Source organism: Kitasatospora sp. NPDC001683, assembly GCF_053596495.1.
Genome location: NZ_JBSFGK010000015.1, coordinates 36872 through 62671, shown reverse-complemented (window position 1 = coordinate 62671; position 25800 = coordinate 36872). Strand labels below are relative to the sequence as shown.

General features: G+C 74.5%; 27 protein-coding genes and 1 pseudogene. 13 read left to right on the top strand and 15 right to left on the bottom strand.

The genetic code is table 11. The features are described from left to right. Window positions 1-3: 3 nt before the first annotated feature. Complete coding sequence (locus ACWCYO_RS11015) at window positions 4-801, bottom strand: phytanoyl-CoA dioxygenase family protein (RefSeq protein WP_449784028.1); 798 nt, start codon at window positions 799-801, stop codon at window positions 4-6. 392 nt (window positions 802-1193) lie between these two features. On the opposite strand from ACWCYO_RS11015, the gene ACWCYO_RS11010 reads away from it, so the two are divergent. The 3 genes from ACWCYO_RS11010 to ACWCYO_RS11000 all read left to right on the top strand — a co-directional run bounded on the left by ACWCYO_RS11010 (window position 1194) and on the right by ACWCYO_RS11000 (window position 3024). Continuing rightward, the gene (locus ACWCYO_RS11010) at window positions 1194-1940 is read left to right on the top strand and encodes a TetR/AcrR family transcriptional regulator (protein WP_270141469.1); all 747 of its coding nucleotides are present in this window, start codon (window positions 1194-1196) and stop codon (window positions 1938-1940) included. Between the two features lie 131 nt (window positions 1941-2071). After that, the gene (locus ACWCYO_RS11005) at window positions 2072-2266 is read left to right on the top strand and encodes a DUF1918 domain-containing protein (protein ID WP_270141470.1); all 195 of its coding nucleotides are present in this window, start codon (window positions 2072-2074) and stop codon (window positions 2264-2266) included. A gap of 53 nt (window positions 2267-2319) precedes the next feature. After that, window positions 2320-3024, top strand: coding sequence for a DedA family protein (locus ACWCYO_RS11000; protein ID WP_270141472.1), 705 nt, complete (start codon window positions 2320-2322; stop codon window positions 3022-3024). On the opposite strand, the gene ACWCYO_RS10995 is transcribed toward ACWCYO_RS11000, so the two are convergent. Further along, window positions 3021-3761: a PIG-L deacetylase family protein gene (locus ACWCYO_RS10995; protein WP_449784027.1), complete on the bottom strand. Its 741-nt coding sequence runs from the start codon at window positions 3759-3761 to the stop codon at window positions 3021-3023. The genes ACWCYO_RS11000 and ACWCYO_RS10995 overlap by 4 nt on opposite strands. A 230-nt stretch (window positions 3762-3991) precedes the next feature. Further along, window positions 3992-4548: pseudogene (locus tag ACWCYO_RS10990) on the bottom strand (phytanoyl-CoA dioxygenase family protein); the annotation flags it as partial. A gap of 165 nt (window positions 4549-4713) precedes the next feature. Here ACWCYO_RS10990 and ACWCYO_RS10985 point away from each other — a divergent pair. Continuing rightward, on the top strand, window positions 4714-6648 hold the full coding sequence (locus ACWCYO_RS10985) for an FUSC family protein (protein WP_449784026.1): 1935 nt from the start codon (window positions 4714-4716) through the stop codon (window positions 6646-6648). 91 nt (window positions 6649-6739) lie between these two features. On the opposite strand, the gene ACWCYO_RS10980 is transcribed toward ACWCYO_RS10985, so the two are convergent. Then, complete coding sequence (locus ACWCYO_RS10980; RefSeq protein ID WP_449784025.1) at window positions 6740-8143, bottom strand: amidase; 1404 nt, start codon at window positions 8141-8143, stop codon at window positions 6740-6742. Between the two features lie 260 nt (window positions 8144-8403). On the opposite strand from ACWCYO_RS10980, the gene ACWCYO_RS10975 reads away from it, so the two are divergent. Both ACWCYO_RS10975 and ACWCYO_RS10970 read left to right on the top strand, forming a co-directional pair. Continuing rightward, complete coding sequence (locus tag ACWCYO_RS10975) at window positions 8404-9753, top strand: cytochrome P450 (protein ID WP_449784024.1); 1350 nt, start codon at window positions 8404-8406, stop codon at window positions 9751-9753. Window positions 9754-9857: 104 nt separating this feature from the next. Then, entirely contained in the window at window positions 9858-10577 is a 720-nt protein-coding gene (locus tag ACWCYO_RS10970) for a rhomboid-like protein (protein WP_449784023.1), read from the top strand. Here the strand turns inward: ACWCYO_RS10970 and ACWCYO_RS10965 are convergent, their stop codons facing one another. Together ACWCYO_RS10965 and ACWCYO_RS10960 are read right to left on the bottom strand one after the other, a co-directional pair. Continuing rightward, complete coding sequence (locus ACWCYO_RS10965; RefSeq protein WP_449784022.1) at window positions 10578-11162, bottom strand: DUF421 domain-containing protein; 585 nt, start codon at window positions 11160-11162, stop codon at window positions 10578-10580. Window positions 11163-11251: 89 nt separating this feature from the next. After that, on the bottom strand, window positions 11252-12064 hold the full coding sequence (locus ACWCYO_RS10960; RefSeq protein WP_405000592.1) for a LysR family substrate-binding domain-containing protein: 813 nt from the start codon (window positions 12062-12064) through the stop codon (window positions 11252-11254). A gap of 58 nt (window positions 12065-12122) precedes the next feature. On the opposite strand from ACWCYO_RS10960, the gene ACWCYO_RS10955 reads away from it, so the two are divergent. The 3 genes from ACWCYO_RS10955 (at window position 12123) to ACWCYO_RS10945 (ending at window position 15376) form a co-directional block, all read left to right on the top strand. After that, window positions 12123-12542 (top strand): DUF5997 family protein, encoded by a 420-nt coding sequence (locus ACWCYO_RS10955; protein WP_270141485.1) that lies wholly within the window; start codon window positions 12123-12125, stop codon window positions 12540-12542. 151 nt (window positions 12543-12693) lie between these two features. Further along, complete coding sequence (locus ACWCYO_RS10950; protein ID WP_449784021.1) at window positions 12694-14391, top strand: DUF885 domain-containing protein; 1698 nt, start codon at window positions 12694-12696, stop codon at window positions 14389-14391. 244 nt (window positions 14392-14635) lie between these two features. After that, window positions 14636-15376 carry a hypothetical protein gene (locus ACWCYO_RS10945; protein WP_270141490.1) on the top strand — a complete coding sequence of 247 codons (741 nt, stop codon included), beginning with the start codon at window positions 14636-14638 and terminating at the stop codon, window positions 15374-15376. A gap of 28 nt (window positions 15377-15404) precedes the next feature. Here ACWCYO_RS10945 and ACWCYO_RS10940 read toward each other — a convergent pair whose 3' ends face one another. The 3 genes from ACWCYO_RS10940 to ACWCYO_RS10930 all read right to left on the bottom strand — a co-directional run bounded on the left by ACWCYO_RS10940 (window position 15405) and on the right by ACWCYO_RS10930 (window position 18035). Then, entirely contained in the window at window positions 15405-16694 is a 1290-nt protein-coding gene (locus ACWCYO_RS10940) for a nucleotide disphospho-sugar-binding domain-containing protein (RefSeq protein WP_270141491.1), read from the bottom strand. A gap of 103 nt (window positions 16695-16797) precedes the next feature. Then, complete coding sequence (locus tag ACWCYO_RS10935; protein WP_449784020.1) at window positions 16798-17565, bottom strand: SDR family NAD(P)-dependent oxidoreductase; 768 nt, start codon at window positions 17563-17565, stop codon at window positions 16798-16800. Then, a complete protein-coding gene (locus ACWCYO_RS10930; RefSeq protein WP_270141494.1) occupies window positions 17562-18035 on the bottom strand; it encodes an SAM-dependent methyltransferase in 474 nt (157 codons plus the stop codon). The genes ACWCYO_RS10935 and ACWCYO_RS10930 overlap by 4 nt, the downstream gene beginning before the upstream one ends. A 91-nt stretch (window positions 18036-18126) precedes the next feature. Between ACWCYO_RS10930 and ACWCYO_RS10925 the strand changes: the two genes are divergently transcribed. Beyond that, a complete protein-coding gene (locus ACWCYO_RS10925) occupies window positions 18127-18456 on the top strand; it encodes a hypothetical protein (protein ID WP_449784019.1) in 330 nt (109 codons plus the stop codon). A gap of 22 nt (window positions 18457-18478) precedes the next feature. Here ACWCYO_RS10925 and ACWCYO_RS10920 read toward each other — a convergent pair whose 3' ends face one another. The 6 genes from ACWCYO_RS10920 to ACWCYO_RS10895 form a co-directional block, all read right to left on the bottom strand. Further along, the gene (locus ACWCYO_RS10920; protein ID WP_449784018.1) at window positions 18479-19414 is read right to left on the bottom strand and encodes an ADP-ribosylglycohydrolase family protein; all 936 of its coding nucleotides are present in this window, start codon (window positions 19412-19414) and stop codon (window positions 18479-18481) included. Further along, window positions 19411-20250: an ammonia-dependent NAD(+) synthetase gene (gene nadE / locus ACWCYO_RS10915; RefSeq protein ID WP_270141500.1), complete on the bottom strand. Its 840-nt coding sequence runs from the start codon at window positions 20248-20250 to the stop codon at window positions 19411-19413. Before nadE ends, ACWCYO_RS10920 begins: the two co-directional genes overlap by 4 nt. Before the next feature lie 93 nt (window positions 20251-20343). Then, window positions 20344-22389, bottom strand: a complete 2046-nt coding sequence (ftsH, locus tag ACWCYO_RS10910) for an ATP-dependent zinc metalloprotease FtsH (RefSeq protein ID WP_449784017.1) — start codon at window positions 22387-22389, stop codon at window positions 20344-20346. 6 nt (window positions 22390-22395) lie between these two features. Next, window positions 22396-22971: an NUDIX hydrolase gene (locus tag ACWCYO_RS10905; RefSeq protein WP_449784016.1), complete on the bottom strand. Its 576-nt coding sequence runs from the start codon at window positions 22969-22971 to the stop codon at window positions 22396-22398. After that, window positions 22968-23897: a hypothetical protein gene (locus ACWCYO_RS10900; RefSeq protein ID WP_449784015.1), complete on the bottom strand. Its 930-nt coding sequence runs from the start codon at window positions 23895-23897 to the stop codon at window positions 22968-22970. Before ACWCYO_RS10900 ends, ACWCYO_RS10905 begins: the two co-directional genes overlap by 4 nt. Window positions 23898-24056: 159 nt before the next feature. Continuing rightward, window positions 24057-24314 carry a hypothetical protein gene (locus tag ACWCYO_RS10895; RefSeq protein ID WP_270141506.1) on the bottom strand — a complete coding sequence of 86 codons (258 nt, stop codon included), beginning with the start codon at window positions 24312-24314 and terminating at the stop codon, window positions 24057-24059. A 92-nt stretch (window positions 24315-24406) separates the two neighbouring features. On the opposite strand from ACWCYO_RS10895, the gene ACWCYO_RS10890 reads away from it, so the two are divergent. The 3 genes from ACWCYO_RS10890 to ACWCYO_RS10880 all read left to right on the top strand — a co-directional run bounded on the left by ACWCYO_RS10890 (window position 24407) and on the right by ACWCYO_RS10880 (window position 25773). Continuing rightward, the gene (locus ACWCYO_RS10890) at window positions 24407-24715 is read left to right on the top strand and encodes a PadR family transcriptional regulator (RefSeq protein WP_449784014.1); all 309 of its coding nucleotides are present in this window, start codon (window positions 24407-24409) and stop codon (window positions 24713-24715) included. Continuing rightward, a complete protein-coding gene (locus tag ACWCYO_RS10885) occupies window positions 24712-25515 on the top strand; it encodes a hypothetical protein (RefSeq protein WP_449784013.1) in 804 nt (267 codons plus the stop codon). The genes ACWCYO_RS10890 and ACWCYO_RS10885 overlap by 4 nt, the downstream gene beginning before the upstream one ends. A 123-nt stretch (window positions 25516-25638) precedes the next feature. Continuing rightward, complete coding sequence (locus tag ACWCYO_RS10880) at window positions 25639-25773, top strand: hypothetical protein (RefSeq protein ID WP_449784012.1); 135 nt, start codon at window positions 25639-25641, stop codon at window positions 25771-25773. The last annotated feature ends 27 nt before the right edge of the window (window positions 25774-25800 follow it).

The following is a 25800-nucleotide window of genomic DNA, read 5'->3' as shown; positions in this document are numbered from 1 at the left end:
GGTTCAGACGGTTCCGGTGTATTCGGTGAAGTGGTGCTCCGCGAACAGCTCGGGCCACTGGCCGTCGGCCAGGTCCAGTTCGCGGGCCCGGGCCAGCATCTGCCGCCAGTGCGGCTTCACCGGGCGCCAGCGCGCTCCCGCCTGGCAGTAGGAGGCGTCGATGAAGTAACGGGGCCGGCCCGGCCCTTCGGGCGCCGGTCTGCGGGTGTGGAACAGCGCCGAGTTGAGCAGCACGGTGGTGCCGGGCGGCAGCCGGTCGATGACCACCTCGCCGGGCAGTTCCGTGGTGCCGTGGTGGGCGTAGGCGTTCTTGCCGGCGGCGGTGCGGTGCGAGCCGGGCAGGACGGCCAGGCTGCCGACCTTCTCGTCCAATCCGCCGAGGTAGTGCAGCGCGTGGACCATCACCAGGGACGGGTCGGAGCCATCGTGGGGCTCGCAGTCGTGGTGCCAGGGCTTCCCCGGGATGCCCGGGGCCTGGCGGTCGCTGTGCAGGTGGTGGAAGACGAAGGACGGGCCGATCAGCCCGGTCAGCGCCCGCAGCAGCGGCGGGTGGGCGAGCAGCTCGCCGTGGGCGGGGAGTTCCAGTTCCAGCACCGGGGGCGGTCCGTGCCGGTCGGGGTCGACGCAGGCGGCGATCGAGCGGGCCCGCAGGCCCTCGTCCACCCACCGGTCCACCTCGGGGACGAGGCGTTCGCGCAGTGCTTCGGGCAGCAGACCGGGCAGGACCAGGTACCCGGACTCCAGGAACCGACGGCGGTGCTCGGTGTCGAGGGCCTCACGCCCAGCGGAGTGCACGGTCACCGAACCGACCCCCTCCTTCCGTTCGACGGGACGCACAACGGGACGCGGTACGGGAAAGGGGGCACACGGGTCCGTCCAGACTTCGGGTGGCGGCGGTGTCGCCCGTCGTCGCCACAGACAGCTGAGTTCGGGTCCGCGATCAGCACGCGACCGGGTCGCGGTCGGGCCGTGATCGCCACGAAGAGGCACGCGTCAACCACACAAGGTGATCCGCCCCAGGAGTATGAACCGGTCTGCGCGTCCACGACAAGACCAAAGCCAACCCGTGGACACCTTCCCGCCACCGTGCCGTTCAGCTCCGGCCATCACTCGATTCCCCGCCCACCGGACACTCCGGGCTCCCCCGCACCGGTGATTCGCCGTCGGAACAGCCGATGCGGCAGAGTTGCGACATGAGCGAGCGGAGCGAGCGAACCATCGAAAGGGGCGCGTTGAGCGAAGCGTCCGCCGAGTCCTGCGAGGTGGGCGCCAGCGCCGACACCCGCAGTCACCAGCACAGTCCCGGACCGACCCGGCGGCGGCCCGTCCAGCAGCGCAGCCAGGAGCGGTACGGCCGCATCCTGGACGCCTGCGCCGGGCTGCTGGACGAGGTCGGGGCGACCGCGCTCACCACCAAGGAGGTCGCTCAGCGCGCCCAGGTGCCGATCGGCACCCTGTACCAGTTCTTCGCCGGCAAGGAGGACCTGCTGGCCGCGCTCGCCAGCCGCAACCTCGACCACTACCTCCAGCGCCTGGACACCCGGCTGGCCGAGTCCGCCCCGCTCGGCCCGGCCGGGTTCACCGACCTCGCGGTGGAGGAGTTCGTCGCGATGAAGCGCGCGGTGCCCGGCTTCGGCCAGGTGGACTTCGGGCTCGCCGGTGCGGCGGTGCCCTCCGGGGTGCGGAACGAGACGCACCTGCTGGACGCGGGCGTGGACAACAACACCGCCGTCGCCCTGCGCCTGCAGGCGCTCGGCGGCGAACTGTTCGAGGCGGGCGACCCGGCTGCCACCACCCTCGCCCTGCGGGTCGCCCTGGAGGCGGCCGACGCGGTGCTCAAGCTCGCCTTCCGGGGGGACCCGCAGGGCGACCCGGCGCTGATCACCGAATGCAAGCGGCTGGTGCGCGGCTACCTCTCGCAACAACTGCCCGCCCACTGAGCCGGGACCCGTCGAGCTCCGCCCGTCCCGTCCGCCCGAGGCGTTGCGAGCCCGCCGCGACCGCAGCACAGTGGATAGCGGAACGGCGGCTCGGCCGCGCGGGCAGCCGCCACGACCCGAGGAGCACGACCATGCACGCAACGGTAGGTGACCAGCTCCACATCCACAGCAGATCGGTGGGCATGGTGGACCAGAAGGGCGAGATCCTCGAGGTGCGCGGCACCAACGGAGAACCGCCGTACTGGGTCCGCTTCGACGACGGCCACGAAGGCCTGATCTACCCCGGCCCCGACTGCAACATCGAGACCCGCAAGGCGGAACGCTGACCGACTCCTCCGACACCCCGCGCCTGCCGAGCAGTGCGAGGTGGTGAGGAGCGGTGTCCGCGCCCTCACCCCCGCTGCCCGGGGCGCTCGCCGGGCTCGCGCCACTGCTGGACCACTACGGGTACCTGGCGGTGGCGCTGCTCGTACTGCTGGACAACTGCGGCGTCCCGGTGCCCGGGCAGACCATCCTGGTGCTCGCCTCGGTGTACGCCGGCACCGGACACCTGGACTTCGCCGCCGTCCTGCTGATCGCCGCCGCGGCCGCCACCCTCGGCAACAGCCTCGGCTACCTGATCGGCCACACCGGCGGACGCGCCTTCGTCCACCGCTGGGGCCGGTACGTGCTGCTCACCCCGGCCCGGATGGAGCGCGCGGACGGGTTCTTCGCCCGGCACGGCGGCAAGGTGGTCGCCGTCGCCCGCTTCGTGGACGGGCTGCGCCAGTACAACGGCATCATCGCCGGGACCACCGAGATGCCCTGGCGCCGGTTCGCGCTCTTCAACCTGCTCGGCGCCGTGCTGTGGACGGCCGTCTGGGGCACCTTCGGCTACGTCGCCGGGGCCAACATCGGGACGGTCTACCGGACGGCGATCCGCTACCAGCTCTGGTTCGCGATCGGGCTCGGGCTGCTGGTCGCGGCGCTCCTGCTGCGGCAGGTGCTGCGCTACCGGCGCCGGCGCCGCGAGGACACCGACGCCGCCGCTTCCGAGGAATCCTCCGAGTCCACCGAGTCCTCCGAGTCCTCCGAAGGCGACTAGCGCAGCGGGAACACCTCGAACGGCACCGCGAAGCGCGTCCCCAGCCGGGTGCCGGCACCCCGGCCGAAGCCCTCCAGGAACTCCCGGGCGTCCGCCATCGCCCCGCCCAGCCCGGTCAGGTACGCCTTGTGCTCCTCCAGCGAGGCGACGCCCAGGTCGAAGGTGTCGGTGGTGTCCACCGCGTGCCGGGCCTGCGGCGAGGCCACCGCCCAGATCTGCCGGACGCCGTTCCAGGGCTCGTGGCCCTCGTCCAGCAGTTCGCGGAACACCCAGCGGTTCCCGGCGTCGCGCACGCCGTCCAGGGCCGCCCGGCCGACGGCGATGTGATCGGCCTGGTTGAGGAGCACCCCGCCGTAGCTCTCCCGGAAGTTGCTGGTGATCACGATGTCCGGGCGGTGCCGGCGCACCACGCGGGCGGTGTCGCGGCGCAGCGGCAGCCCGTACTCGACCACGCCGTCCGGGTACCCGAGGAACTCGACGGTCTCCACCCCGACGACGCGGGCCGAGGCGATCTGCTCGGCCTCGCGCAGCGGCCCGCACTCCTCCGGGCCCATCGAGTCGATCCCGGCCTCGCCGCTGGTGACCATCACGTAGATCACCTTCTTGCCCTGGGCGGTCCAGCGCGCGACGGCCGCCGCGCCGCCGTACTCCATGTCGTCGGGGTGGGCGACGATCGCCACCGCGGTCTGCCAGTCCTCGTCGACGGGCTCGAAGGGCTCGGGGGCCTGCTCGGTCATGCTGCTCTCTTCCCTCGCACGGTCGCACGGTCGTACCGCAGGTGACTCTAGAAGACCGTCTTCCCCCACGTCCCGTCAGACGGCTTTGACTCCTTGGGCCTTGCCCCTGCCCCATGCGTCAGGGGTTGACGTCCGGGCGACGAGGTGCCGGTCCGCAATCGCGCCTTCGTGGTCTTCCCCGACCTGCGCACCCTGATCGGGGGTGGGGCACCGGCCTGCCCGTCCCCGCACTACCGCTCCTCCGCGAGCTGCTCGAAACTGCGCCCGGTCCAGGACCGCAGGCCGAGCAACTTCTCGCCCAGTTCGCTCAGTTCGGCCGGCCCGTAGCGCAGCGCCTCGGGCCGGCCGGCGTCCCCGACCAGGGTGCGGTTCCAGTCCGGGGTGGCGAGGGTGCGCCAGGACTCGACCCGGGAGCGGCGCAGCGGCTCGGCCTCCTCCAGGGCGGGCATCATGGACAGGTACTGCACCGCGCGCACCCCGCCCTCGGAGGTGTTGGGGGCGACCCCGTGGGCGAGCAGTCCGTCCAGATCAGCAGGTCGCCGGCCTTCAACTCGGGCCGGATGACCGGGAACTCGGCCCGGTCGACGGCTGGGCGGCCTGCCACTCGTTGAAGCGCGGCGGATTCCAGTGCGGCCCGGAGCTGTTCCGCCTGGTCGGGGGCGGTGTCGCTGAGCGCGATGATGCCCTGGACGCGCTGCGGCAGCATGGCCCGGGTGGTGTCGACGTCCCAGTGCAGTTCGATGTCGAAGCCCTGGTCGGTGGGTTCGATGAGGGCGCGGTCGCGGTTACTCCCCATGCGTTGGACTAGACCAACTAATGGTGTCAACCCTTTCCAGGTCTCACCGATCGGGAAAACAGCGCAGCTCACACTGCCTTTCCGGGCCAGCTTTATGTTTCGCCAATTGACATAACCGCAAAGGTGAACCGAACCGACCCGCCGTACGTTGGGCGTATGGCACCCGCGCTGAGGCCGCCCGGCTGGCTGACCGAGAGCCTGCGGCCCCGGGACGCGCCGATCCCCTGGGCCGCGGCGGCCCGCGCCTCGGTGGCGCTCGCCGCCCCGCTGGCCGTCGGCACCGCCACCGGCCGGACCGGCTACGGCGCGCTGGTGTCGATGGGCGCGCTGTCCGGGTTGATCGGGGACACCGCCGACGCCTACCGGATGCGGGTGTTCAACATCGCCGTGCCCCAGCTGTTCGGCGCCCTCGGGGTGCTGGTCGGCACCCAGGTGTACGGCGCCGGCTGGACGGCGGTCGTGGTGCTGACCGTCGTCGCCCTGGTCTCCGGGATGATCTCCTCGATCGGCGCGGTCGCCTCCGTCTCCGGCCTGCTCCTGCTGCTCAACGCCGTGGTCGGGTCCGGTCTGCCGCTGCCCTCCCCCTGGTGGCTGCCGCCCGGCCTGCTGCTGCTCGGCGGTCTGCTGGTGCTCGCCCTCAGCCTGCTCGCCTGGCCGCTGCGCGGCGCCACGCCCGAGCGCGCGGTGGTCGCCGACACCTACCGGGCGGTCGCCGGGCTGCTGGAGGCCACCGGCTCACCCGACTACGAGGACCGGCGCCGGGAGCTCACCCGGTCGCTCAACCACTCCTACGACCTGCTGCTGGCCCGCCGTGCCCGCCGGCACGGCCGCTCCGCCACCCTGGTGCGCCTGCTCGCCCAGCTCAACGCACTGATCCCGGTGGTCGAGGGGGCGTCCGCCGCCCAACTGCGCCCGCCCGGGTACGGCCCGCTGTCGCCCGCCTACCCGGCCGCCGTGCGCGAACTGGCCAAGGCCGTCGAGCAGGGCCGCACCGGCCCCGTCCCGCCGCCCGAACTGCCCGAGCCGCGCGGCCCCTCCACCCGGGCGCTGGGCGAGGCGATCGGACACGCGGCCACCGTGGTGCACGAGGCCGCGCCCGACCCGTACGCCGCCGGCGACCGGCTCGGCCGGCCCGCCGGCCTGGAGGTCCGGGCCCGCCGGGCGGCCCGGGCGCTGCTGCTGTCCGGCGCGTCCTGGCGGTACGGGCTGCGGCTGGCGCTGTGCATCGGGCTGGCCCAGGTGCTGGTCTCGGCGATCGCCGTCCCGCGCTCGTACTGGGTCCCGCTGACCGTCACCTTCGTGCTGAAGCCGGACTTCGGCTCGGTGTTCTCCCGCGCCGTGCTGCGCGCGCTCGGCACGGCCGCCGGGCTGCTGATCGCCATCCCGGTGCTGGCCGAGGTGCCGCACGGCTGGTGGGACGTGCCCGTGATGGCGGTGCTCGCGACGCTCATCCCGGTACTCTCCGCCAAGGGGTACGCCTTCCAGACCGCGGCCATCACCCCGGTCATCCTGATGCTCTCCGACCTGCTCAACCACCAGGGCTTCCACCTGGTGCTGCCCCGGCTCTACGACTCGCTGATCGGCTGCGGCATCGCCCTGCTGGCCGGCTACCTGCTGTGGCCGGAGTCCTGGCACACCCGGATCGGCGACCGGCTGGCCGACGCCGTCCAGGACACCGCCTCGTACGTGTCGCTGGCCTTCACCACCGCGCCGGGGCGGGACGAGCCGGCCCGCGCCCGCTACCGGCGGCGGCTCTACCGGGACCTCTCCGCGGTGCGCAGCGAGTTCCAGCGGGCGCTGACCGAGCCGCCGCCGGTCGGCGCCCGGGCGGAGGCCTGGTGGCCGCTGGTGATCGCGGTGGAGCGGATCGTCGACACCACCACCGCCACCCGGGTCCGGATCGAGCACGGCGCGCCGGCGCCGACCCCGGCCGAGGTCGACGCCGTCACCCGGGAGCTGACCGCCCTGGCGGAAGCGCTGCGCGCCGGCGCCCCGCCGCCCGGGGGCGACCCTGGCACGCTGGCCCCGGACTGCGCGCTGGCCCGGCTGCACCACGAGGTGCACGCGGCCCGGTCGGTGGCCTATCCGTGACGCCATCGCCGGCACCCAGTCCTGGATGCACCGCCGGCCCGACCCCCGGCGTTCAGTCCCGGATGCACCGCCGGCCCGAGCCCCCCGGCGCTCAGTCCTGGATCCGCCGCCACGGCCGGTCCGCCTCCAGCGCGAAGGCCAGCTCCAGCAGCAGCCGCTCCTGCCCGTGCGCGGCCGACAGGTGCGCCCCGATCGGCAGCCCGCTCGGCGTCGCCCCCGCGGGCAGCGCGATGCCCGGGCCGCCGGTCACGTTGTTGACCGGGGTGAAGGCGACGTAGCGCAGCAGCCGTTCGACCAGCTCGTCGAAGGCGACGTTGGGGCTGAGGTGCCCGATCGGCGGGGCGGTGTGGGCGAGCACCGGGGACAGGATCGCGTCGTGCTCGCGGAAGATCCCCGCGTACACCGCCTCGGCCCGGCGCAGCCGCCGCAGCACGCCCGGGGTGCGCGGGAACTCGGCCTGGAAGCTGCGGCGCAGCCCGGTGGTCAGCCCGTCCAGCTTCCCGGCCCGGAAGCTCGGGTCGAGCATCACCCGGCCGGTGAACGCGATCACCCAGGCGATGTAGCCCCAGTACGAGAGGAAGTCGCGGGAGAACTCCTCGCCGAACGGCAGGGTGGTGGGCACGACCCGGTGGCCCATCGCCTCCAGCCGGGCGGCGGTCTCCTCGACGGCCCGGCGGGTCGCCTCGTCGGTCTTGGCGGTCGGCGAGTCCACCACCAACCCGATCCGCAGCCGGCGCTCGCCCGGGCCCTCGACCAGGCCGAGCGGGGGCAGCTTCGGGTTGCGGTGGTGGCGTTCGGCGGCGGCGAAGAAGGCGGCGGTGTCGCGCACCGAGCGGGTCACCACCCCGTCGGTGACCAGGTCGATCGGCAGCTTGCCGCCCTGCGCGTTGGTCACCAGCCGACCGCGGGTGGGCTTGAGGCCGACCAGGCCGCAGCAGGCGGCCGGGATGCGGATCGAGCCGCCGCCGTCGTTGGCGTGCGCGATCGGCACCACGCCGGCGGCCACCAGGGCGGCCGCGCCGCCCGAGGAGGCGCCGGGCGAGTGCGAGGTCTTCCACGGGTTGCGCACCGGCTGGGCGGTGGCGAACTCGGTGGAGGCGTTCAGGCCGAACTCGGGCAGCCGGGTCTTGCCGAGCACGGCCAGGCCGGTGGACAGCAGCTGGTCGGTGAAGCGGGCGTTGCGGCGGGCCGGGCGGGCGCGGAAGGCCTCGCTGCCCATGGCGGTGGGCAGGCCGCGCAGGTCGACGTTGTCCTTGAGGTAGGTCGGCACGCCCCAGAGCGGGCCGCCGATGCCCTCGCGGCTGATCCTGGGCCGGTCGTACGAGGCGTGGGCGACGGGCAGCAGCGCGCCGTCGATCCGCCCGGCGCGGGCGACGGCGGCCGCGACCAGCTCCCGGGGGTTGACCTCGCCGGCCCGGACCAGGGCGGCCAGCGCCACCGCGTCGTGCGCGCCGAGGGCGTCGTCGGTGAACGCGTGGACCCGCTCGTCGGCCATCCCAACTCCCAACCGGTAGTACCAGTAGCCGTACCGACCGGTATACCGACCGGTAATCGTACGGAGCTTCGCAGTGTAGGCGCGTGGCGCCGCCCCCGGATACCCCCGCGCCGGGCAGGCCGTCAAACATGCTGGGGCGCACGGGCGTTCGGCACGCGCCCCCGCGTTCACTCCGTCCGCCGGTCGCGGACCGTTTCACCCGCGGGCCCCGGGAAAGATCCCGATCGCCCGATGAACCGGCCCTCCCCGAGGTGACGCCTGTGACCACCCAGTACCACCCGACCGCCCACTACACCTCGGTCACCGCGCCCGGCGCGCTCCCCCTGCTCGGTCACGCCCCCTCCTTCATCCGCAGCCCGCTCGACTTCGTGGCCGGCCTGGCCGCCCACGGCGACCTGGTCCGGCTGCGGCTCGGCCCGCTCGACGCCTACGTCGTCTGCCACCCCGACCTGGTGCACCGGCTGCTCACCGAGGACCGCACCTACGACAAGGGCGGCATCATCATCGAGAAGGCCCGCGAGGCCTTCGGCAACGGCCTCGCCACCTGCCCCGCCAGTGCCCACCGGCGCCAGCGCCGGATGCTCCAGCCCGCCTTCCACCGCGACCGGCTGCCCGGCTACGCCGCCATGATGGCCGAGGAGATCGCCGACACCACCGCGCGCTGGCGCGACGGCGACGTGGTCGACGTGCCCGCCGCCATGTACCGGCTCAGCACCGCCGTCACCGCCCGCTGCCTGTTCGCCGCGCACGAGCGGGCCGACTCGCTGCCCGTCCACGACGCCATGGACGCGGTCACCCGCGGCGTCGCCCGCCGGATGATGCTCCCGCTGCCCGGCGCCGACCGGATCCCCACCCCCGGCAACCGCCGCTTCAAACGCGCCCAGCGGAACCTGCGGGAGATCACCCGTCTGCTGATCGCCGACTACCGCGCGGCCGGCACCGACCACCAAGACCTGCTCTCCATGCTGCTCAGCGCCCGCGACGAGCACGGGCGGGGCCTGTCCGACGGCGAGATCCACGACCAGGTGGTCACCTTCCTGCTGGCCGGCATGGAGACCAGCGCCGCCACCCTCTCCTGGGCCTGGACCCTGCTCGCCGCCAACCCGGCCGTCCGCGAGCGCCTGCACACCGAACTCGACACCGTCCTCGACGGCCGACCCGCCCGCCACGAGGACCTGCCCGCCCTGCCGCTCACCGCCAGGATCGTCAGCGAGACCCTCCGGCTCTACCCGCCCGCCTGGATCCTCAGCCGCACCGTCACCGTCGACACCGAACTCGGCGGCCACCGCCTCCCGGCCGGCGCCACCGTCCTCTACAGCCCCTACCTGCTGCACCGGCGCGCCGACCTCTTCCCCTGCCCCGACCGCTTCGACCCCGATCGCTGGCTCACCACCGCCCGCCCCGCCGCCGGCACCTACACCCCCTTCGGGCTCGGCGCCCGTCGCTGCATCGGCGACGCCTTCGGCACCACCGAGGCCGCCCTCGCCCTCGCCACCATCGCCGCCCGCTGGACCGTCACGCCCAGCCGCGACCGCCCGATCCGCCCCCACCGCGGCTCCTCGCTCGCCCCCCGCTCCTTCACCGCGACGCTCACCCGCCGCATCCGCTGACGGACGCGCCGAGCCGGTCCCCACCGGGGTTCGGTACTGTCCCGGAACGGGCGGTCGCATCCGGGCCGACCCGACCCTCCGCTCGACCGGGACACCATCAGCACATGAACCCACGACGCCCGTTGGGGCTCCTCACCGGGCTGCCTCGCGCCGTCCGCACGTACCCGCGGCGCTCGCCGCTGACCCTCGGCTACGTCGGTCTGCTGCTGCTCGGACACGCCTGGGTCGAGTACGGGCTGTCCGACCAGCGGGCCGACGACCTGCGCGGCTACATCAGCACCAACCTGGACAACCTGCACGACCACCCGGTCCGCGCCATGATCGGCAGTGCCCTGCTCTACGACGGCACCCTCACCAACATCGCCTCCACCGGCTTCGGCGGCACCCTGATCACCCTCGGCCTCGGCATAGTCGTCGCCCTCGCCTGGGCCGAACGCCGCTTCGGCACGCCGCGCGCCGCCGCGGTGTTCCTGGCCGGCCACGTCGGCGCCACCCTGATCACCGCCCTGGTGATCCTGCTCGCCCTGCAGCAGGGCTGGTACCCCGCCGACGTGCGGGAGGCCTCGGACTACGGCATCAGCTACGGCGCCCAGGCCGCCCTCGCCTTCGCGATCCTCGCGCTGCCCCGCTGGGCCCGGCTGCCCTGGGCCGCCTTCGTCCTCGCCTGGCCGCTCGCCGGCGACCACGAATGGCCCGGCCCGATCCCCGCGTTCACCACCATCGGCCACCTCCTCGCCGCCGCCCTCGGCTTCGCCCTCGCCGCCGTCACCGCCCGCCACCGACGGCGCACCGCCACCCTTGCCCCGGCGCGCGGCAGGGGGTGATCATCCCCGCGGCGGCCGGCGGTCGGCGGCGATGGTGGTCAGCAGCCGTTCGATCGCCGCCAAGCGCTCCCGCAACTCGTCGACGTCGCCCTTGGTGGCGCTCTGCTCGGCCGCCTTGAGGGTGACCAGCAACTGCCCGTCCGGCTCCAGCCGGGCCCGTGCGACTCCGCTGACGTTGTCGCCGTTCTGCAGCCGGATCGCGTGCTCCAGCTCGGACGGGCGCAGCGCCAGCTCGCGCAGCGCGCCGGGCACCAGCTTGCCGTCCCGGACGACCGTGGTGGGCTCGCCCTCCAGGACGCGTGCGGCCCGCAGGTCACGGGCCAGCCAGCGGGTGACCACGGCGTTCACCACGATCAGGGTGACGGCGCCGATCGCGCCGCCGAGCAGGCTGTTGTCGTTGCCGATGATCGCGTTCTGGACCACGTTGGAGAGCAGGAACACCACCACCATGTCGAAGGTGTTCAGCCCCGCCAGCCCGCGCTTCCCGGCGAGCCGGAACAGCAGCAGGATCAGCACGTAGACGGCGATCGTCCGGAGGATCTTCTCCACGATCGGAATCTGGACGACCACCAGGTCATGCCACACGGCCCCGCTCCTCCCACCATTCCCACCACGACCGTCCGGAACGGGGCCGACGCTACCCTCCGGGCGCCGCCACGAGCGCCGCTTCGCCGCTACGAGCGCCGCTTCGGCTTGCCGCGCCGGGCCGCGGCCGGGCCGCCGCCCCGCCCCTTCTGCGCGCCGGACTTCTGTCCCCCGGGCTTCTGGCCGCCGGCCTTCTGTCCCCCGGCCTTCTGCTGCTGGGGCTTCCGCGGCGCCGCCGCCTTCTTCGGCTGGCTCTTCGGCTGGGCCTCGGCGGCCTGCCCGGCCCCGCGGCCGCGCGAGCTGTTGACGGTGCGCCCACGGACGATCCCGATGAACTCCTCCACCAGGTCCGTGGTCCGCTCCTGCGGCCAGGACAGCGCCACCTGGGACTGCGGCGCCTCCACCACCGTCCGGTAGGTGAGGTCCCGCCGGTGGTGCAGCCGAGCCAGCGACTGGGGCACCAGCAGGACGCCGACGTTGGCCGCCACCAGCTCGACCGCGTCCGCCGTGGTGTCCGGGCGGGCGATCGCCGGGCGCCCGGGCAGGGTCTCGGCGGTGAAGCCGAGGGTGTCGTCCAGCGGGTGGAAGACCACCTCCTCGGCGAGGTCGTCGAGGGCGACCTCCTCGGCGGCGGCCAGCCAGTGGTCCTTGGGGAAGACCACGACGGTGGTCTCGGTGTACAGCGGGATCGCGCTGAGCGCGCCCTTGTCGACCGGCAGCCGGACCAGACCGGCGTCCACCTCGCCCTCGCGAACGGTCCGCTCGCCCTCCGTCGAGGGCACCGCGACCAGGTCGAGCGGGACGTCCGGAAGCCGCTCGACCCAGACCCGGGCCCATTTGCCGGGGGTCACGCCCGGGACGTACGCGAGCCGGAAGGACGGGTTCACCTGCATGTCTGTCACAGGGCAAGGCTACCGACCGTGACCGGAAGCGCCCGCGCGCTCCCTTACCCTTGTCACCATGACATCGCTCAAGCAGAAGACCAGCCAGACCATGAAGCCGGCCACGGCGGCCAAGAAGCTGGGGATCTACCTCGCCGCGGCGCCGACCGACTTCCAGGAGGGCGTGGTCTCCCGCGAGGAGCTCAACGCGCTGCAGGCCGAGCCGCCGCAGTGGCTCCAAGAGCTGCGCAAGAACGGCCCGCACCCGCGCCCGGTGGTCGCCGCCAAGCTCGGCGTCTCCATCTCGGGCCTGGCCCGCGGCGGCGTGACCGAGGCGCTCACCACCGCCGAGATCGACGCGATCAAGGCCGAGAACCCGCTGTGGCTCCAGCACGAGCGCGCCAACCAGGTCGACGTCCGCAAGGAGGAGGCCCGGATCAAGGCGAAGCACGAGAAGGAGGCCGCCGCGAAGGCCGCCAAGGACTCCCAGGGCCGCTAGGACGTGTAGGGCCTGTCCGGCGGAGCCCGGAACCCGGAATCCTGAATACTGAATTCCGCTTCGGCGGCGGCGCGTTCACGGCGAGCGGGCGGAACTGCCTTCCGTCCGCCGCGTATTGACCGCGCCGCCGCCGACTCCGAATAATCGCCCAATGACCGACCAGCCGGGCGACAGCCCGACCGCCTGCTCCCCTCGGGACGAACTCGCCGCCCTCGGCGACGAGTTCTTCGCCGCGAGGAACGCCCACGACCCGTTCACCGCGACCCTCAGCGGCACCGAGGGCCACGCCCACGAGGTACCCGACCCGTCCCGCGCGGCCGCGCTGCGCCACCGCGAGGTGCTCCGGGGTCTCGGCACCCGGCTGGCCGCCGTACCGCTGGACGCGCTGACCGGCGAGGACCGGATCACCCACCGGGTGCTGGAGCGGCTGATCGCCAACGGCATCGGCGAGATCACCCACGGGCTGGCCGAGTTCAGCGTCTCGGCCACCATCGTCGCCCCGCAGAACTCCGCCTTCGGCGCCCTCGCGATGACCGCCGTCGACCACGAGGGCACCGACGCCTACCTGGAACGGCTGGCCGGACTGCCCGGCTACTTCGACGCCGCCCTGCGGCGCGCCCTGGACGCCGCCGCCGAGGGCCGCCACCCGCTGCGCAGCGGGGTCGACGCCGCCGTCACCCAGCTGGACACCTACCTGGCCGGCGATCCGGCCGAGGACCAGATGCTGAAGCCGCTGCGCGGCCGTCCGGAGTTCGAGCGGGCCCGGACCGTCGTGCGCGACGGCGTCCGCCCCGCGGTGGCCCGCTACCGGGCCGGGCTGGCCCAGCGGCTGGCGGCGGACGCCCGGCCGGACTCCGCGGCGGGGGTCTGCCACGTGCCGGGCGGCGCGGAGGGCTACGCCGACGCCGTCGCCCGCTTCACCCGGCCCGGGCTGGACCCGCAGGAGGTGCACCGGATCGGCCTGGAGACGGTGGCGGCCCTGCGCGAGGAGTTCGCCGAGCTGGGCGGCAAGGTGCTGGGCATCACCTCCCCGGACGCCGTGCTGACCGCGCTGCGCGAGGACCGCTCGCTGCGCTTCGGCAGCGCGGCCGAGCTGATCGCCCTGGTCGACGGCGCGCTGGAGCGGGCCCGCCGGGCTTCGGCCGACTGGTTCCGCCCGTACCCGATCGCCGACTGCGTGACCCGTGAGATCGATCCGGTCGAGGCTGAGACCGCACCACTGGCGTACTACCAGCCGCCGGGCCCGGGCGGCCTGCCGGGCACCCACTGGATCAACACCCTGCACCCTGAGACGCGGTTCACCTACGAGTACGAGGCGATCGCCTTCCACGAGAGCATCCCCGGCCACCACTTCCAGATCGCGCTCGCCCACACCCTGCACCACCTGCCGCGGTTCCGGCAGCGGTCGACCGCCGCGCTGACCGCACACGTCGAGGGCTGGGGCCTGTACACCGAACGGCTGGCCGACGAGATGGGCCTGTACAGCTCGGACCTCTCCCGCTTCGGCATGCTCTCGATGGACGCGCTGCGGGCGGTGCGCCTGGTGGTGGACACCGGGCTGCACCACTACGGCTGGTCCCGGGAGCGGGCGATGGCCTACCTGCGGGAGAACACCGCGACCCAGGAGTCCAACGTCCGCAACGAGATCGACCGCTACATCGCCTGGCCCGGCCAGGCCACCGCGTACATGATCGGCCGCCGCGAACTCGTCCGGCACCGCGAGCGGGCGCAGGCCGCGCTCGGCGCGCGCTTCGACGTCCGTGAGTTCCATCACGAGCTGATCGGGCACGGCAGCCTGCCGCTGGCGGTGCTGGACGAGGTGGTCACGGACTGGATCGCGGCGCGGTAAAACCGGCAGCGGTAGCTGCCTTGGTGGCGGTGGGGGCGCGGGCCTCCACCAGGCGGACCGGGCGCGGGCGGGCCTGGCGGCGCGTCAAGGATGCGGAAACGATTCCGCGCGCCCGCGACGGTCCTACCGCGCCCGGACGTGGCATCACCCGTTCGGCCCCCTCGACACGGTAGTGTCCGCTGACGCGGCCTCCGGCACCCATGCCCCGGCCGTCCGTGACACCGCAACGACCTGGAGGAACTCCGTGCCGGCTCCCGCCCGAGGCGCCCTCGCCATAGCCGCGGCCGTCCTGCTCGCCGCAGCCGCAGGCTGCTCGTCCGGCGGCGGCCACACCGCCAAGGACGGCTCCCACGGCAAGGAGAGCGCCCACAGCTCCGCCCCGGCGGTCGCGGGCGACGCCGCCCAGCCCGCCCCGGCCAAGATCGTCACCGGGCCCGGTCCGAAGAGCTCCTACGACGCCCAGCCGCAACCCGCGGCGGGCAGCTGCCACTACCGCTACACGGCGGACAAGCAGCCGCTGCCCGACCCGAACTGCACCCCGGGCGCGATCAGCCCGGCCGTCAACCAGGGCAACATCAACGACACCATCTGCAAGCCGGGCGGCTACACCTCGACGATCCGCCCGCCGGTGAACATCACCGGCAAGGAGAAGGCCGACAACGCCAAGTCCTACGGCTACACCGGCCCGATGGGCGACGCCGAGTACGACCACCTGATCAGCCTGCAGCTCGGCGGCGACCCCAACGACGCGCGCAACCTGTGGACCCAGCCGCCCTCCCCCGGCCACGTCCCGGGCAAGGGCCCCAACAACCCCAAGGACTCGGTGGAGACCCACCTGCACACCGCGATCTGCAAGGGGCAGGTCACCCTGGCCGCCGCCCAGCAGGCGATCGCCACCGACTGGACGACGGCCGAGGTGAAGCTCGGCATCAGCAAGGGGGCCGCCGCCGCGCCCACCGCGGAGGCGGACGCCGACGGGGACTGATCTCCCCCACCCCCTCTGGTGAATCGTTTCAGCCCTCGCGGCGCCCCAGCGATTCGACCAGCTCGGCGATGGTGTCGAACGGCTGGTACGCCGCGAACTCCGCGCCCAGCGCGCGGGCCCGTTCGCGGAACCGGCCGTCGCCCAGTACCTGCTCGACCGCCCGGCCGACCGCCTCCGGCGCCGGGCGGCCGGTGCGCAGGTCCAGCCCCACCCCGGCCCACTGCACCCGGGCCGCCACCTCCGGCTTGTCCTCGCTCGCCCCGGCCACCACCAGCGGCACCCCGTACCGCAGCGCGGTCTGCACCCCGCCGTAACCGCCGTTGCTCACCAGCACGTCGGTGTGCGGCAGCAGCCGGTCGAACGGCACGTACCCGGCGGCGCGGACGTTGCCCGGCAGGCCGCCGCCCAGCAGTTCGGCCAGTGCCCGCGGCCCGTCCGGCCGGGCGGTGGCGGCCACCACCAGCACGTCCCGGTCCGCCAGCGCGGCGACCGTCGGCGCGACCAGCTCGCCCAGGTCGTCGTTGACCAGCGTCCCCTGGGTCACCACCACGACCGGCCGCTCGCCGGTGACCTCGTCCCACCACTCGGGCAGCGGCTGCTCGGCGCCGACGATCCCGGGCAGCGCGCCGATCATCCGGTACGAGGCGGGCGCGTCGCTGCGCGGGTACTCGAAGCCCGGCACGGTCAGCTGCAGGAACACGTCCGCAACCGCCACCGGGATCAGCGTGCGCGGGCCCGGCGGCAGCTGGACGCCCGCCTCCGCGAACACCTTCTCCGCGTACCTCCGCAGCGGCTCGCCACGCCGGTCCATCTCCTCCTGCAGCGCCCGGTTGCGCGCTCGCCCCTCCTCCCCCGGCAGCGGCGGCAGCGCCAGCCCGAACGGCGCGGTGTCCACGCTCGGCAGCATCGACGGCGTGATCCCGACCCCGATCAGCGCCGGGCGCTCCGCCCTCGGCCGGCTGAGCGCCAGCGGCAGCGCGCCCTGGACGAAGGCGTCGGCGATCACGGCGTCGGCCGGGAAGTCCGCCAACAGCGCCAGCAGCGCCCGGTACTGGTGCGGCACCGGGTCGAGGAAGACGTGCCGCACGTCGAAGGCGGCCCGCTCCGGCCCTGGCGGCAGGCTCGCCCGCCCCGGGAAGGTGGCGTCGAGGTCGCGGTCGTCCCAGTCGGCCTCGGCGGGCAGCGCGACGAAGCGCACCCCAGCGCGTTCGGCGGCGGCCGCGAACCGCGCGCCACTGAGGAAGACCACCTCGTGGCCGCGCGCGGCGAGGTCGGCGGAGATGGCCAGCAGCGGGTTGACGTGCCCGTGCGCGGGCATGGCGGTGGTGATGATCCTGGACAGCGGAAACTCCTCCGTTCGGGCCCGGTGCGTGTCACTTCCACTCACCGTGGGCACGGGTGGTCGACGACCGATGAACAGCTCATCTGCCCAGCACCGCACCCCCGTTCAGCCCGATCACCTGTCCGGTGAGGTAGCCGGCCGCCGGGGAGGCGATGTAGGCGACCGCCTCGGCCACGTCGGCGGGGGTGCCGGCCCGGCCGACCAGGGTGTCGGCGACCTTCCGGGCGTGGAACTCCTCGCTCCAGTCGGCGCCGAAGATCTCGGTGTCCACGACGTAGCCGGGCGCCAGCACGTTCACCGTGATCCCGTCCGGCCCCAACTGCCGTGCCAGGCCGAACGCCCAGCCGTGCAGGGCCGCCTTCGCGGCCGCGTACGAACCCGCCGAGTGCGGACCGGCGCCACCGCGCTGGGCGGCCGCCGAGCTGATCACCACCAGCCGGCCGCCGGGGCGGCGCAGCGCGCCCTGGAGCGCGGTGGTCAGCAGCACGGCGGTGAGCAGGTTGGTGTCCAGGTCGCGCCGCCAGGACGCGGCCAGGGCGGCCAGGCTGCCGTCCTGGGGCGGGGTGATGATGGCGCCCGCGTTGTTCACCAGGACGTCCACCGGCCCGAGTTCGGCGATCCGGGCGGCCACCTGCTCGACCGCCGCCGGATCGGCCAGGTCGCCCGCCACCGGCACGACCGCCCCCGGCCCCGCACCCAGTTCGATCGCCGCCCCGGCCTCCTCCAGCACCGCCGCCCGCCGCCCGAGGATCGCCACCCGGTACCCGTCCCCGGCCAGCCGGGCCGCGATCGCCCGCCCGATCCCGGTCCCGCCGCCGGACACCACCGCCAGCCGTTCGCGCGTCATCGCCCAGCCTCGTCGTCGTAGTAGGCACGCATCACCTCGGTCGACCAGGCGGGCTGGCGGACCTCCCCGCGCGGACCGAACTCGGCCAGGTACGGCTTGATGTCCAGCACCGGCGTGCCCGCCACCGCGTCCAGCCCGGTGACGTGCAGGTCCAGCCCCTCCACCCGCACCAACGTGCAGCGCGAGACCCCGATCCGGTTGGGGCGGTTCTTGCCGCGCTGGGCGAAGATGCCCACCAGCGGCCATTCGGTATTGCCGCGCGGGTGCCGGGCGCCGCGCTCGACCTTGCCCTCCGGGACGCGGTCGAAGTGGTACACCACCTCGAGGTGCGAGAACTCCGCCAGCCCGGACAGCGCCTCCTCGGTGAACTGCCCTCCGTCCAGCCGGATCACCGCCGCGACGCTCCCCCAGCCGTCGTCCCGCACCTCGTCACGTCCCCCGACCACCCGGGCCACCGGACGTACCGTCACTTCATCCACACTGTTTCCCCCTTCGGCGTAGAAGCGTTCACTCGGTACGGTAGCGATCCGAACGCGCGGACGATCAAGGGGGGGCGGTGCGGTGACGGGCACGGGGATCAGGGGCCTGGGCACGGAGAACGGCGACACGGTCGGAGCGGCGCTGTTCGGCGTTCCGACGGTCGCGATCGACGTCGTCCTGCTGACCCGGATCCGGCGCTGGGCGGGCGAGCAGACCGCGGCGGAGCACCGGGCGGCGGTGACGCAGACCGGCGTCCTGGCCGGCAGCGTCCTGTTCGCCGCCGTGCTCGGTGTCGCGATCGCCGGCCAGTGGTCCACGCCGCACCGGCGCTGGCGCTGCGCGACGCTCAGCGCGCCGGCCTCGCACCTGCTGCTGCCGCTGGGGCTGTTCCTCGCGGTGGCCGGCCGCTGAGGCCGGCCCGCCACGGCGCTCGTCAGGTCGCCAACCGCTCCGCGATCCACAGCAGTTCGCGCGCCCGCAGGACCCGCCCGCCGAAGCCCGGCAGGGGGACGTGCAGCGGCTCGCTCCAGCGCGGCGGGATGGCCGCCAGGCCGTAGCGGGCGCCGGCCAGCCCACCGGCGACGGCGGCGACGGTGTCGGTGTCGCCGCCGAGATCGACGGCGGCGTGCACGGCCCGCTCGAATCCGTCGGTGGTGCGCAGGGCCCAGACGGCCGAGCCCAGGCAGGGCCAGACCGCCCCGTTGGCCTCGCTGGCACGGTCGGGATGCCAGTCGGGCGCGAGGACGGTGGCGTAGCGCTCGCGGTGGTCGGGGTGGACGGCGGCCAGGACGGCGGGGAGTTCGGCGAGCGGGTCGGCGCCGTCGAGGGCGAGGCGGACGAGCTCGTGGAAGATCGCCGTGCCCTCCCAGGCGGCCCGGTCACCGTGGGTGAGCGCGGCGATCCGGCGGGCGGCGTCCATGGTGGCCTCCCGTCCGGCGCGGGCGAAGGCGACGGCGGAGGTGGCCGCGCGCATCAGCGAGCCGTTGCCGGCGGCGCGCAGGGTGCTGTCGAAGTGGATGCCGGCGGCGAGGTCCCAGGGGTGGCCGCTGGCGAGGACGGACTCGGTCTGGATCCCGATGTCCTTGGGCTCGGCGGCGGCCCAGCGGCAGAACCGGTCGAAGATGTCCGGAAGGTCCAACTCCCCGCGCTCGATGAGGGATTCGGCGACCAGGACGGCCATCTGGGTGTCGTCGGTGGCCTCGCCGCGCTCCCAGCCGCCGCCGGCGACCAGCTCGGCCCGCCCGGCCGGGAAGCGGGCCGAGAGGGCGCCGGCCGGGCCGAACTCGTAGGGGGCGCCCAGGGCGTCACCCACGGCCGCCCCGAGCACGGCGCCGGCCGCGCGGCCGTCCCGGTCGGTGACGTCCGTCACGCCTGGCCCGGGATGATCGGCAGGCCGCGCTTGTGCTCGGTGCGGCGGTAGTGGCCGACGACGGTGTGGAAGACCTGCTCGGTGACCGGGCGGCCCTCCAGGAAGTCGTCCAGGGCGTCGTACTCGACGCCGAGCGCGTCCTCGTCGGGCTTGCCGGGGGCGAGGTTCTCCAGGTCCGCCGTGGGGACCTTGCCGACCAGTTCGGCGGGAGCACCCAGGAAGGCGGCCACCGAACGGACCTGACGCTTCGTCAGGCCGGAGAGCGGCATCACGTCGGCCGCGCCGTCGCCGAACTTGGTGAAGAAGCCGACGGCCGCCTCGGCCGCGTGGTCGGTGCCGACGACCAGGCCGCCACCGGCGCCCGCGGCCGCGTACTGGACGACCATCCGCTGGCGGGCCTTGACGTTGCCGCGCACGAAGTCCTCGTGGGCGTGGTCGCGGAAGGTGAGGCCGGCCGCCAGCAGGGCGTCGAGGGCCGCGTCGGTCGCGGGCTTGATGTCGACGGTGAGCACCTCGTCGGCCCGGATGAACTCGAGCGCGCGCTGGGCGTCCGCCTCGTCCGCCTGGACGCCGTAGGGCAGCCGCATCGCCGTGAAGGCCGCCTGGTACCCCTCGGCGCGCAGCCGCTCGACCGCGAGCTGGCACAGCCGCCCGGTGGTGGTGGAGTCCACCCCGCCGCTGATCCCCAGCACCAGGGTGCGCGCGCCGGAGGCCCGCAGCTGGTCGGCGAGGAAGGTCACCCGGCGCTCGGCCTCCTTCGCGGGGTCGGCGGCGGGCGCCACCCCGAGGGCCAGGGCGATCTCGCGCTGAACGTCCGCGGGCAGGGTCTCGGTCATGGTCGGCTCCTTCAAGTCGGTACCACGACATCATCCACCCGGGCCGTGGCCGGGCCTGCGGCGGCCCCGGCCCGACGGGTGCCGGGACGGGCCTCAGGCCGCCGCCCCCGGGCCCGCCTCCGCGTCCGAGGCCCGACCCGCGTCCGGTTCCGGCTTGGCGCCCAGGGTCCGGCCCGCCTCCGGTTCCGCCTCCCGCCCCGCCTCCGCCGCCGGGTGCCCGAGGATGTCGAGCACCACCCGGCCGTCCACGGTCTCCTGGGCGACCAGCAGCGCCGCCAACTCGTCCAGGTGGTACCGGTGTTCGTGCAGCAGTCCGACGGCCCGGCGCTCGGCGCCGCGCAGCAGGGCGGCCACCGCCTCGTCCACCGCGCGCTGGGTCTGCTCGGAGTACGGGCGGCGCAGCAGGTCCTCGGGGTGGTCGCCGAGGTACTGCGGGGAGCCGCTGGCGTAGCCGACCGGGCCGAGGTCCGGGGAGAGGCCGAACTCGCGGACCATCCGGGTGGCCACCGAGGTGGCGTTGGCGAGGTCGTTGGCGGCGCCGGTCGAGCCCTCGCCGAAGACCACCAGCTCGGCGGCCCGTCCGCCGAGTTGGACGGTGAGCAGGTCGGTCAGGTAGCTCTCGCTGTACAGGTGCCGTTCGGCCTCGGGGAGTTGCTCGGTGGCGCCGAGGGCGACCCCGGCCGGGAGGATGGTCACCTTGGCGACCGGGTCCGCGTGCTCGCACAGCGCGGCCATCAGGGCGTGCCCGGACTCGTGCACGGCGACGGCGTGCCGCTCCTCGGGCAGCAGCGCGTTGGAGGACTCCCGGCGGCCGAGCAGCACCCGGTCGCGGGCGTCGTCGAGGTCGGCGGCGGTGATGGTGGCCCGTTCGGCGCGCACGGCGTTGATGGCGGCCTCGTTGACCAGGTTGGCGAGGTCGGCGCCGGAGAAGCCGGGGGTGCCGCGGGCGATCCGGCCCAGGTCGGCGTCCGGGGCGAGGGTCTTGCCACGGGTGTGCACGGCGAGGATGGCCGCCCGTTCGGCCTGGTTGGGCAGCGGCACGGTGACCTGCCGGTCGAAGCGGCCGGGGCGCAGCAGCGCCGGGTCGAGCGCGTCCGGCCGGTTGGTGGCGGCGATGACGACGATGCCGGTGCTCTGGTCGAAGCCGTCCATCTCGGAGAGCAGCTGGTTGAGGGTCTGCTCGCGCTCGTCGTTGCCGCCGATCCGGGTGCCGCCCGCGCGACGGCCGCCGACCGCGTCGATCTCGTCGATGAAGATGATGGACGGCGCGCGTTTGCGGGCCTCCTCGAACAGGTCGCGGACCCGGGAGGCGCCGACGCCGACGAACATCTCCACGAAACCGGAGCCGGTCACGGAGAGGAACGGCACCGAGGCCTCGCCGGCGACGGCCCGGGCGAGCAGCGTCTTGCCGGTGCCCGGCGGGCCGACCATGATCACCCCGCGCGGCCCCTTGGCTCCGGCGGCGGCGTAGCGCTCGGGGCTGCGCAGGAAGTCGACCACCTCGCTGACCTCCTGCTTCACCCCCTCGTACCCGGCCACGTCGGCGAAGCCGGTGGCGGGCCGCTCGGCCTCGATGATCTTCGCCCGGGAGCGGCCGATCGCACTCAGCCCGCCGCCGAGCGAGCGCGCGGCCATCCGGCCGGACCAGAGGAACAGTCCGCCGAAGATCAGCAGCGGCAGGAACAGCAGCAGGGTGGACCAGATCGAGCTGCCGCCGCCGCTGCGGCTGCCGGTGACGTTCACGTGCTGGTCGGAGAGCGCGTGGCTGAGCTGGGAGGTGTCCAGGGCGGTCGGGATCTGGCTGGTGAAGTGGGTGCCGTCCTTGAGGGTGCCGGACACCCCGCCGGTGTCGGTGACGTCCACGGTCTGCACCTGGCCGGCGTCGACCCGGTTCAGGAAGTCGGTGTAGCCGTAGCGGGTGCCGGTCGGGGCGGACTTGGAGAACAGGGCCAGGAGGAGCAGGGTCACCAGCACCGCGATGGGCAGCAGCCAGCGGCGCAGTGCGGGTGGGGGCGGCTTGGGCGGGGTACCGCCGGGGCCTCCGCCGGGGCCCGGGCCCGGCCCGGTTCCGGGGGCGCGGCCGGAGCCGGGCGGGGTCGCTGGGTGACGGGCGGCACGCAGACGCGTTCGTACGATCATCCGCGCTCACCACCTCTCGGACACACCGCCCGGGCCCTGCTCCGGGCCTTCCCCTCCATGGTCGACCCCTCCGGTCCCGGACGGGAGCCCGAGCAGATATCGGCTGAACGCCACCTGCCCGTCCGGCACGAACGGCCACCGCCGCACGGCCGCGGCCAGCTCGGGCAGGGTCAGCCAGCCGTACCAGGCGATCGCCGCCGGATCGACGCCGTCGGCGGTGACGCAGTCCGGCGGAACGACCGCCTCGTGCACGCCCAGCCAGTACGGCGCGATCGCGCCCCGGCAGAGGAAGGTGAACCGGTGCCGCACCGGCACGGCCACCCCGAGTTCCTCCCGCAGCTCGCGCTCCGCCGCCGCGCCGTACGACTCCCCCACCCCCAGGGCGCCGCCCAGCATCACGTCGTGGCACCCGGCGAAACGGCTCACCCCGTCCGGGCGGCGGTGGACCAGGACCCGCCCGGCCCGGTCCCGGCAGACGGTGGCGGCCACGCGGTGCAGCCGGCCGCGCCGGATCGCCTCGGCCCGCTCGATGACGCCGAGCACCCGGTCCCGCTCGTCCACCCACTCCACCAGTTCGCTCACCGCGTCCTCCGCTTCCGTACGGCGGCCAGCGTCACCGCGCCCGCGAGCACCGCGCACCCGGCCATCAGCACCAACAGCTTGACCGGCGAGTCCACCCGGCCCGGCAGTCCGACCACTGACCAGACCGCCGCCCGCAGGCCACCGCTCACCGGTACGGCCAGCGCCGCCGCGAAGGCAGTGGCCCGGGCGGCACCGGGCGGCCGCGCTGGGGCGGCGATCCGCAGCAGGGTGTCGCAGAGCAGGCAGAAGGCGAAGAATCCGCTGGCGAAGACGCTCAGCTCGACCAGGACGAGCCAAACCCCGGGCCAGCCCTCCCCCGCCGTCTGCCCGCTGACCACCGCCGCGGCGGCCAGCAGGCTCAGCCCCGCCGCGGCGGCCGCGATGTGGCGGCGCAGGAAGCGGGTGAGGGCGCGGAGGTCGGCCAGCGGCGCGGCGAGCAGGGCGAGGTCGTCGAGCCAGTCCCCGCCCGGCCGCCGCCGCTCCTGCGGCGGCAGTTCGCGGACGGCCCGCCGCAGCAGGACGAGGCACCATCCGGCGCCCGCCGCCAGCGGGAGCAGCGCGGCGATCAGCCAGGCCGTCCGCCCGTCCCACAGCTCACGCTCCGCCCGCAGCACCGCGGCGGTCGCGTCGGTGGCGACGGTCACCGCGACCAGGGCGACGCCCAGCCGGGCGGCCCGCAGCAGCTGGTCCACCCGGTACTCCGGCTGCGGCCCGCCACCTCGGCAGAGTCGGGCCCGTACGGTCGTCACCCCGGCGAGCGCGGGGACCAGGAACAGCGTGAACGACACCACCGCGTCGTACGGATCCCCCTGCCAGGGGCTCACCGCCCGCAGCGACCGCGCCTGGGTGGTCACGTACCCGAAGCCGGTGAACGCCACCGCCAGCACCAGCGCGCTCCACAGTGCCCGAAGCTGCACCCTGCTCATCCCCGTCCTCCCGAATTCGTCCGCCGCACCGGCGCCGCTCCTCCGCAGGCCGGGTGCCGCCTCCACGGCACCCGGGGCTCCAGGAGGCGGTCGCCGCCCGTCGGCACAGCCCGGAACCGCGTTCCCCTTGCGGACCTCCGAGCAGGCCGCGCCACCGCCTCACCGCCACCCATCGCCGCCCCTTCCGCCCCGCACCAGCAGGTCCGGCAGCCAGGGCACGCCCGGCGCCACCTGCTCCGCCAGCCGCTGCTCCGCCGGAAGGACCCGCACGAGGGTTCCCAGCACCCCGACCGGCAGCCGTACGGCCACCAGTCCGACCAGCACCAGCCCTGCGGCGACCGGAAGCCAGACCCAGCCGCCCGCCGACTCCCCTGCCCCCTGGCCGCGTTCGGCCACGGGTGCGCTCTGTTCGACCATGCCGCGATAGTACACACCGCGTAGTACTTGGCACGTACTACTCGTCACGTAGTACCGTGAACCGACACCGCCGTCCCCGAGGGAGTGACCCCATGCAGGCGTACGACGCCCAGACGCTGGTGCTCTGCGCACTGGCCGAAGGCCCGCTGCACGGCTACGCCGTCAACGCCGCGATCGAGCGGCTGATCGGGCAGAAGCTCGGCCCCGGCAGCCTCTACGGGGCGCTCACCCGCCTGGAGGCCAAGCAGCTGATCGAACCCGCCGGGACGACCGACGCCCAACCGCGCCAACGGCCGGTGCGGCTGACGCCGCAGGGCCGGCAGGTGCTGGAACGGGAGCTGCGGTCGATGGCGAAGGTGGCCGCCACCGGGCTGGCCAGTCTCAAGGTGGACCCGGCATGACCGGCGGGCGGGCGCGGCGGCCCGTCGACCTGTCCCGGCTCTACCCCGCGCCGATGCGCGAGCGCTGGGGCGAGGAGCTGGCGGAGGAGCTGGCCCGAGAGGTGCGGGAGTCCGGCTGGCGCGCCTGGCCCGGGCTGCTGGCCGCGATCGCCGACCTGTGGCTGCACCCGGCGGTCTGGCCCGCCGAGCACCGTGCCGAACGGCGCGACCGGGCCGCGGTGCTGGCCGTCGCCGTGGCGCTGGCGACCGGGTTCGTCGGTACGCTGGCCGCCGAACAGGGTGCCCGTCAGACCGCCGCGCCCGGCGGTGCCTGGGCGGCGCCGCTCGATCAGGTGCTGCTGCTGGCCGGGCTGGCCCTGGTCACCCCGCTCCCCCGCCGCGACCTCGCCGCACTGCGCGCCCTGCTCGCCACCGCCGCCCACCGCCTCACCGCCCCGGCGCTCGCGGGCGCGGGCCTGGTGGCGCTCGTGCACTCCGCGGCGGGCTCGGCCCTCGCGGCCACCGACTACCGGTTCGCCGCCGTCGCCTGCTGGTGGACCGTCCTGGCCGTCGGCGGCTGGCAGACCTGCCGCACGGTGGCGAGCCCGGCGGGTCGGCTCGCACTGGCCACGCCGCACCCGACCCGGCTCCGGCTGGGCCTCGGCGCCCTCACCGCGGCCGGTGTGCTCGCCGGGGCTGCCCTGCTGGTCACCTGGACGGCCGGCCACGCGACCGTCGCGGCGGTCGGCGGAATCCTGCTGGTCCTGCTCACCTGGCCGCTCGCGGCGACGCTCAGGGACCTTCGCCAGAGCGGGAACTGAGCCCCCGTCGACGGGCGGGATCGACTTCACCGGGGCCGTCTGCCCGGACCCCGAGGCTCCGTCGCGGCGACGTGCCGCTCGGGCCACATCAGGCCGGTCGTCCCAGCCGGCTGGGGCGTCGGGGTGGACAGGTCGAGCACCGGCACCGGACACATCGTCGACAAGGCCGCCGGGACGGCGGAGACGGCAGCCCCGACCGGGACCGTCGTCGGCCGTCCCCGGTCGGGGCTGATCAGGATCAAGCAGCGCCGCCGCTGACCGGACCGGACTGGACCGGCCGCGGCG

What these genes read in the sequence shown, in the direction of transcription:
- ACWCYO_RS10995 (WP_449784027.1), bottom strand. Translation starts at nt 3,761, where the DNA reads ATGACCGAGCAGGCCCCCGAGCCCTTCGAGCCCGTCGACGAGGACTGG.
- ACWCYO_RS11010 (WP_270141469.1), top strand. Translation starts at nt 1,194, where the DNA reads ATGAGCGAGCGGAGCGAGCGAACCATCGAAAGGGGCGCGTTGAGCGAA.
- ACWCYO_RS10970 (WP_449784023.1), top strand. Translation starts at nt 9,858, where the DNA reads ATGAACCCACGACGCCCGTTGGGGCTCCTCACCGGGCTGCCTCGCGCC.
- ACWCYO_RS10890 (WP_449784014.1), top strand. Translation starts at nt 24,407, where the DNA reads ATGCAGGCGTACGACGCCCAGACGCTGGTGCTCTGCGCACTGGCCGAA.
- ACWCYO_RS10955 (WP_270141485.1), top strand. Translation starts at nt 12,123, where the DNA reads ATGACATCGCTCAAGCAGAAGACCAGCCAGACCATGAAGCCGGCCACG.
- ftsH (WP_449784017.1), bottom strand. Translation starts at nt 22,389, where the DNA reads ATGATCGTACGAACGCGTCTGCGTGCCGCCCGTCACCCAGCGACCCCG.
- ACWCYO_RS10885 (WP_449784013.1), top strand. Translation starts at nt 24,712, where the DNA reads ATGACCGGCGGGCGGGCGCGGCGGCCCGTCGACCTGTCCCGGCTCTAC.
- ACWCYO_RS10950 (WP_449784021.1), top strand. Translation starts at nt 12,694, where the DNA reads ATGACCGACCAGCCGGGCGACAGCCCGACCGCCTGCTCCCCTCGGGAC.
- ACWCYO_RS10895 (WP_270141506.1), bottom strand. Translation starts at nt 24,314, where the DNA reads ATGGTCGAACAGAGCGCACCCGTGGCCGAACGCGGCCAGGGGGCAGGG.
- ACWCYO_RS10935 (WP_449784020.1), bottom strand. Translation starts at nt 17,565, where the DNA reads ATGACGCGCGAACGGCTGGCGGTGGTGTCCGGCGGCGGGACCGGGATC.
- ACWCYO_RS10985 (WP_449784026.1), top strand. Translation starts at nt 4,714, where the DNA reads ATGGCACCCGCGCTGAGGCCGCCCGGCTGGCTGACCGAGAGCCTGCGG.
- ACWCYO_RS11005 (WP_270141470.1), top strand. Translation starts at nt 2,072, where the DNA reads ATGCACGCAACGGTAGGTGACCAGCTCCACATCCACAGCAGATCGGTG.
- ACWCYO_RS10940 (WP_270141491.1), bottom strand. Translation starts at nt 16,694, where the DNA reads ATGCCCGCGCACGGGCACGTCAACCCGCTGCTGGCCATCTCCGCCGAC.
- ACWCYO_RS10980 (WP_449784025.1), bottom strand. Translation starts at nt 8,143, where the DNA reads ATGGCCGACGAGCGGGTCCACGCGTTCACCGACGACGCCCTCGGCGCG.
- ACWCYO_RS10900 (WP_449784015.1), bottom strand. Translation starts at nt 23,897, where the DNA reads ATGAGCAGGGTGCAGCTTCGGGCACTGTGGAGCGCGCTGGTGCTGGCG.
- nadE (WP_270141500.1), bottom strand. Translation starts at nt 20,250, where the DNA reads ATGACCGAGACCCTGCCCGCGGACGTTCAGCGCGAGATCGCCCTGGCC.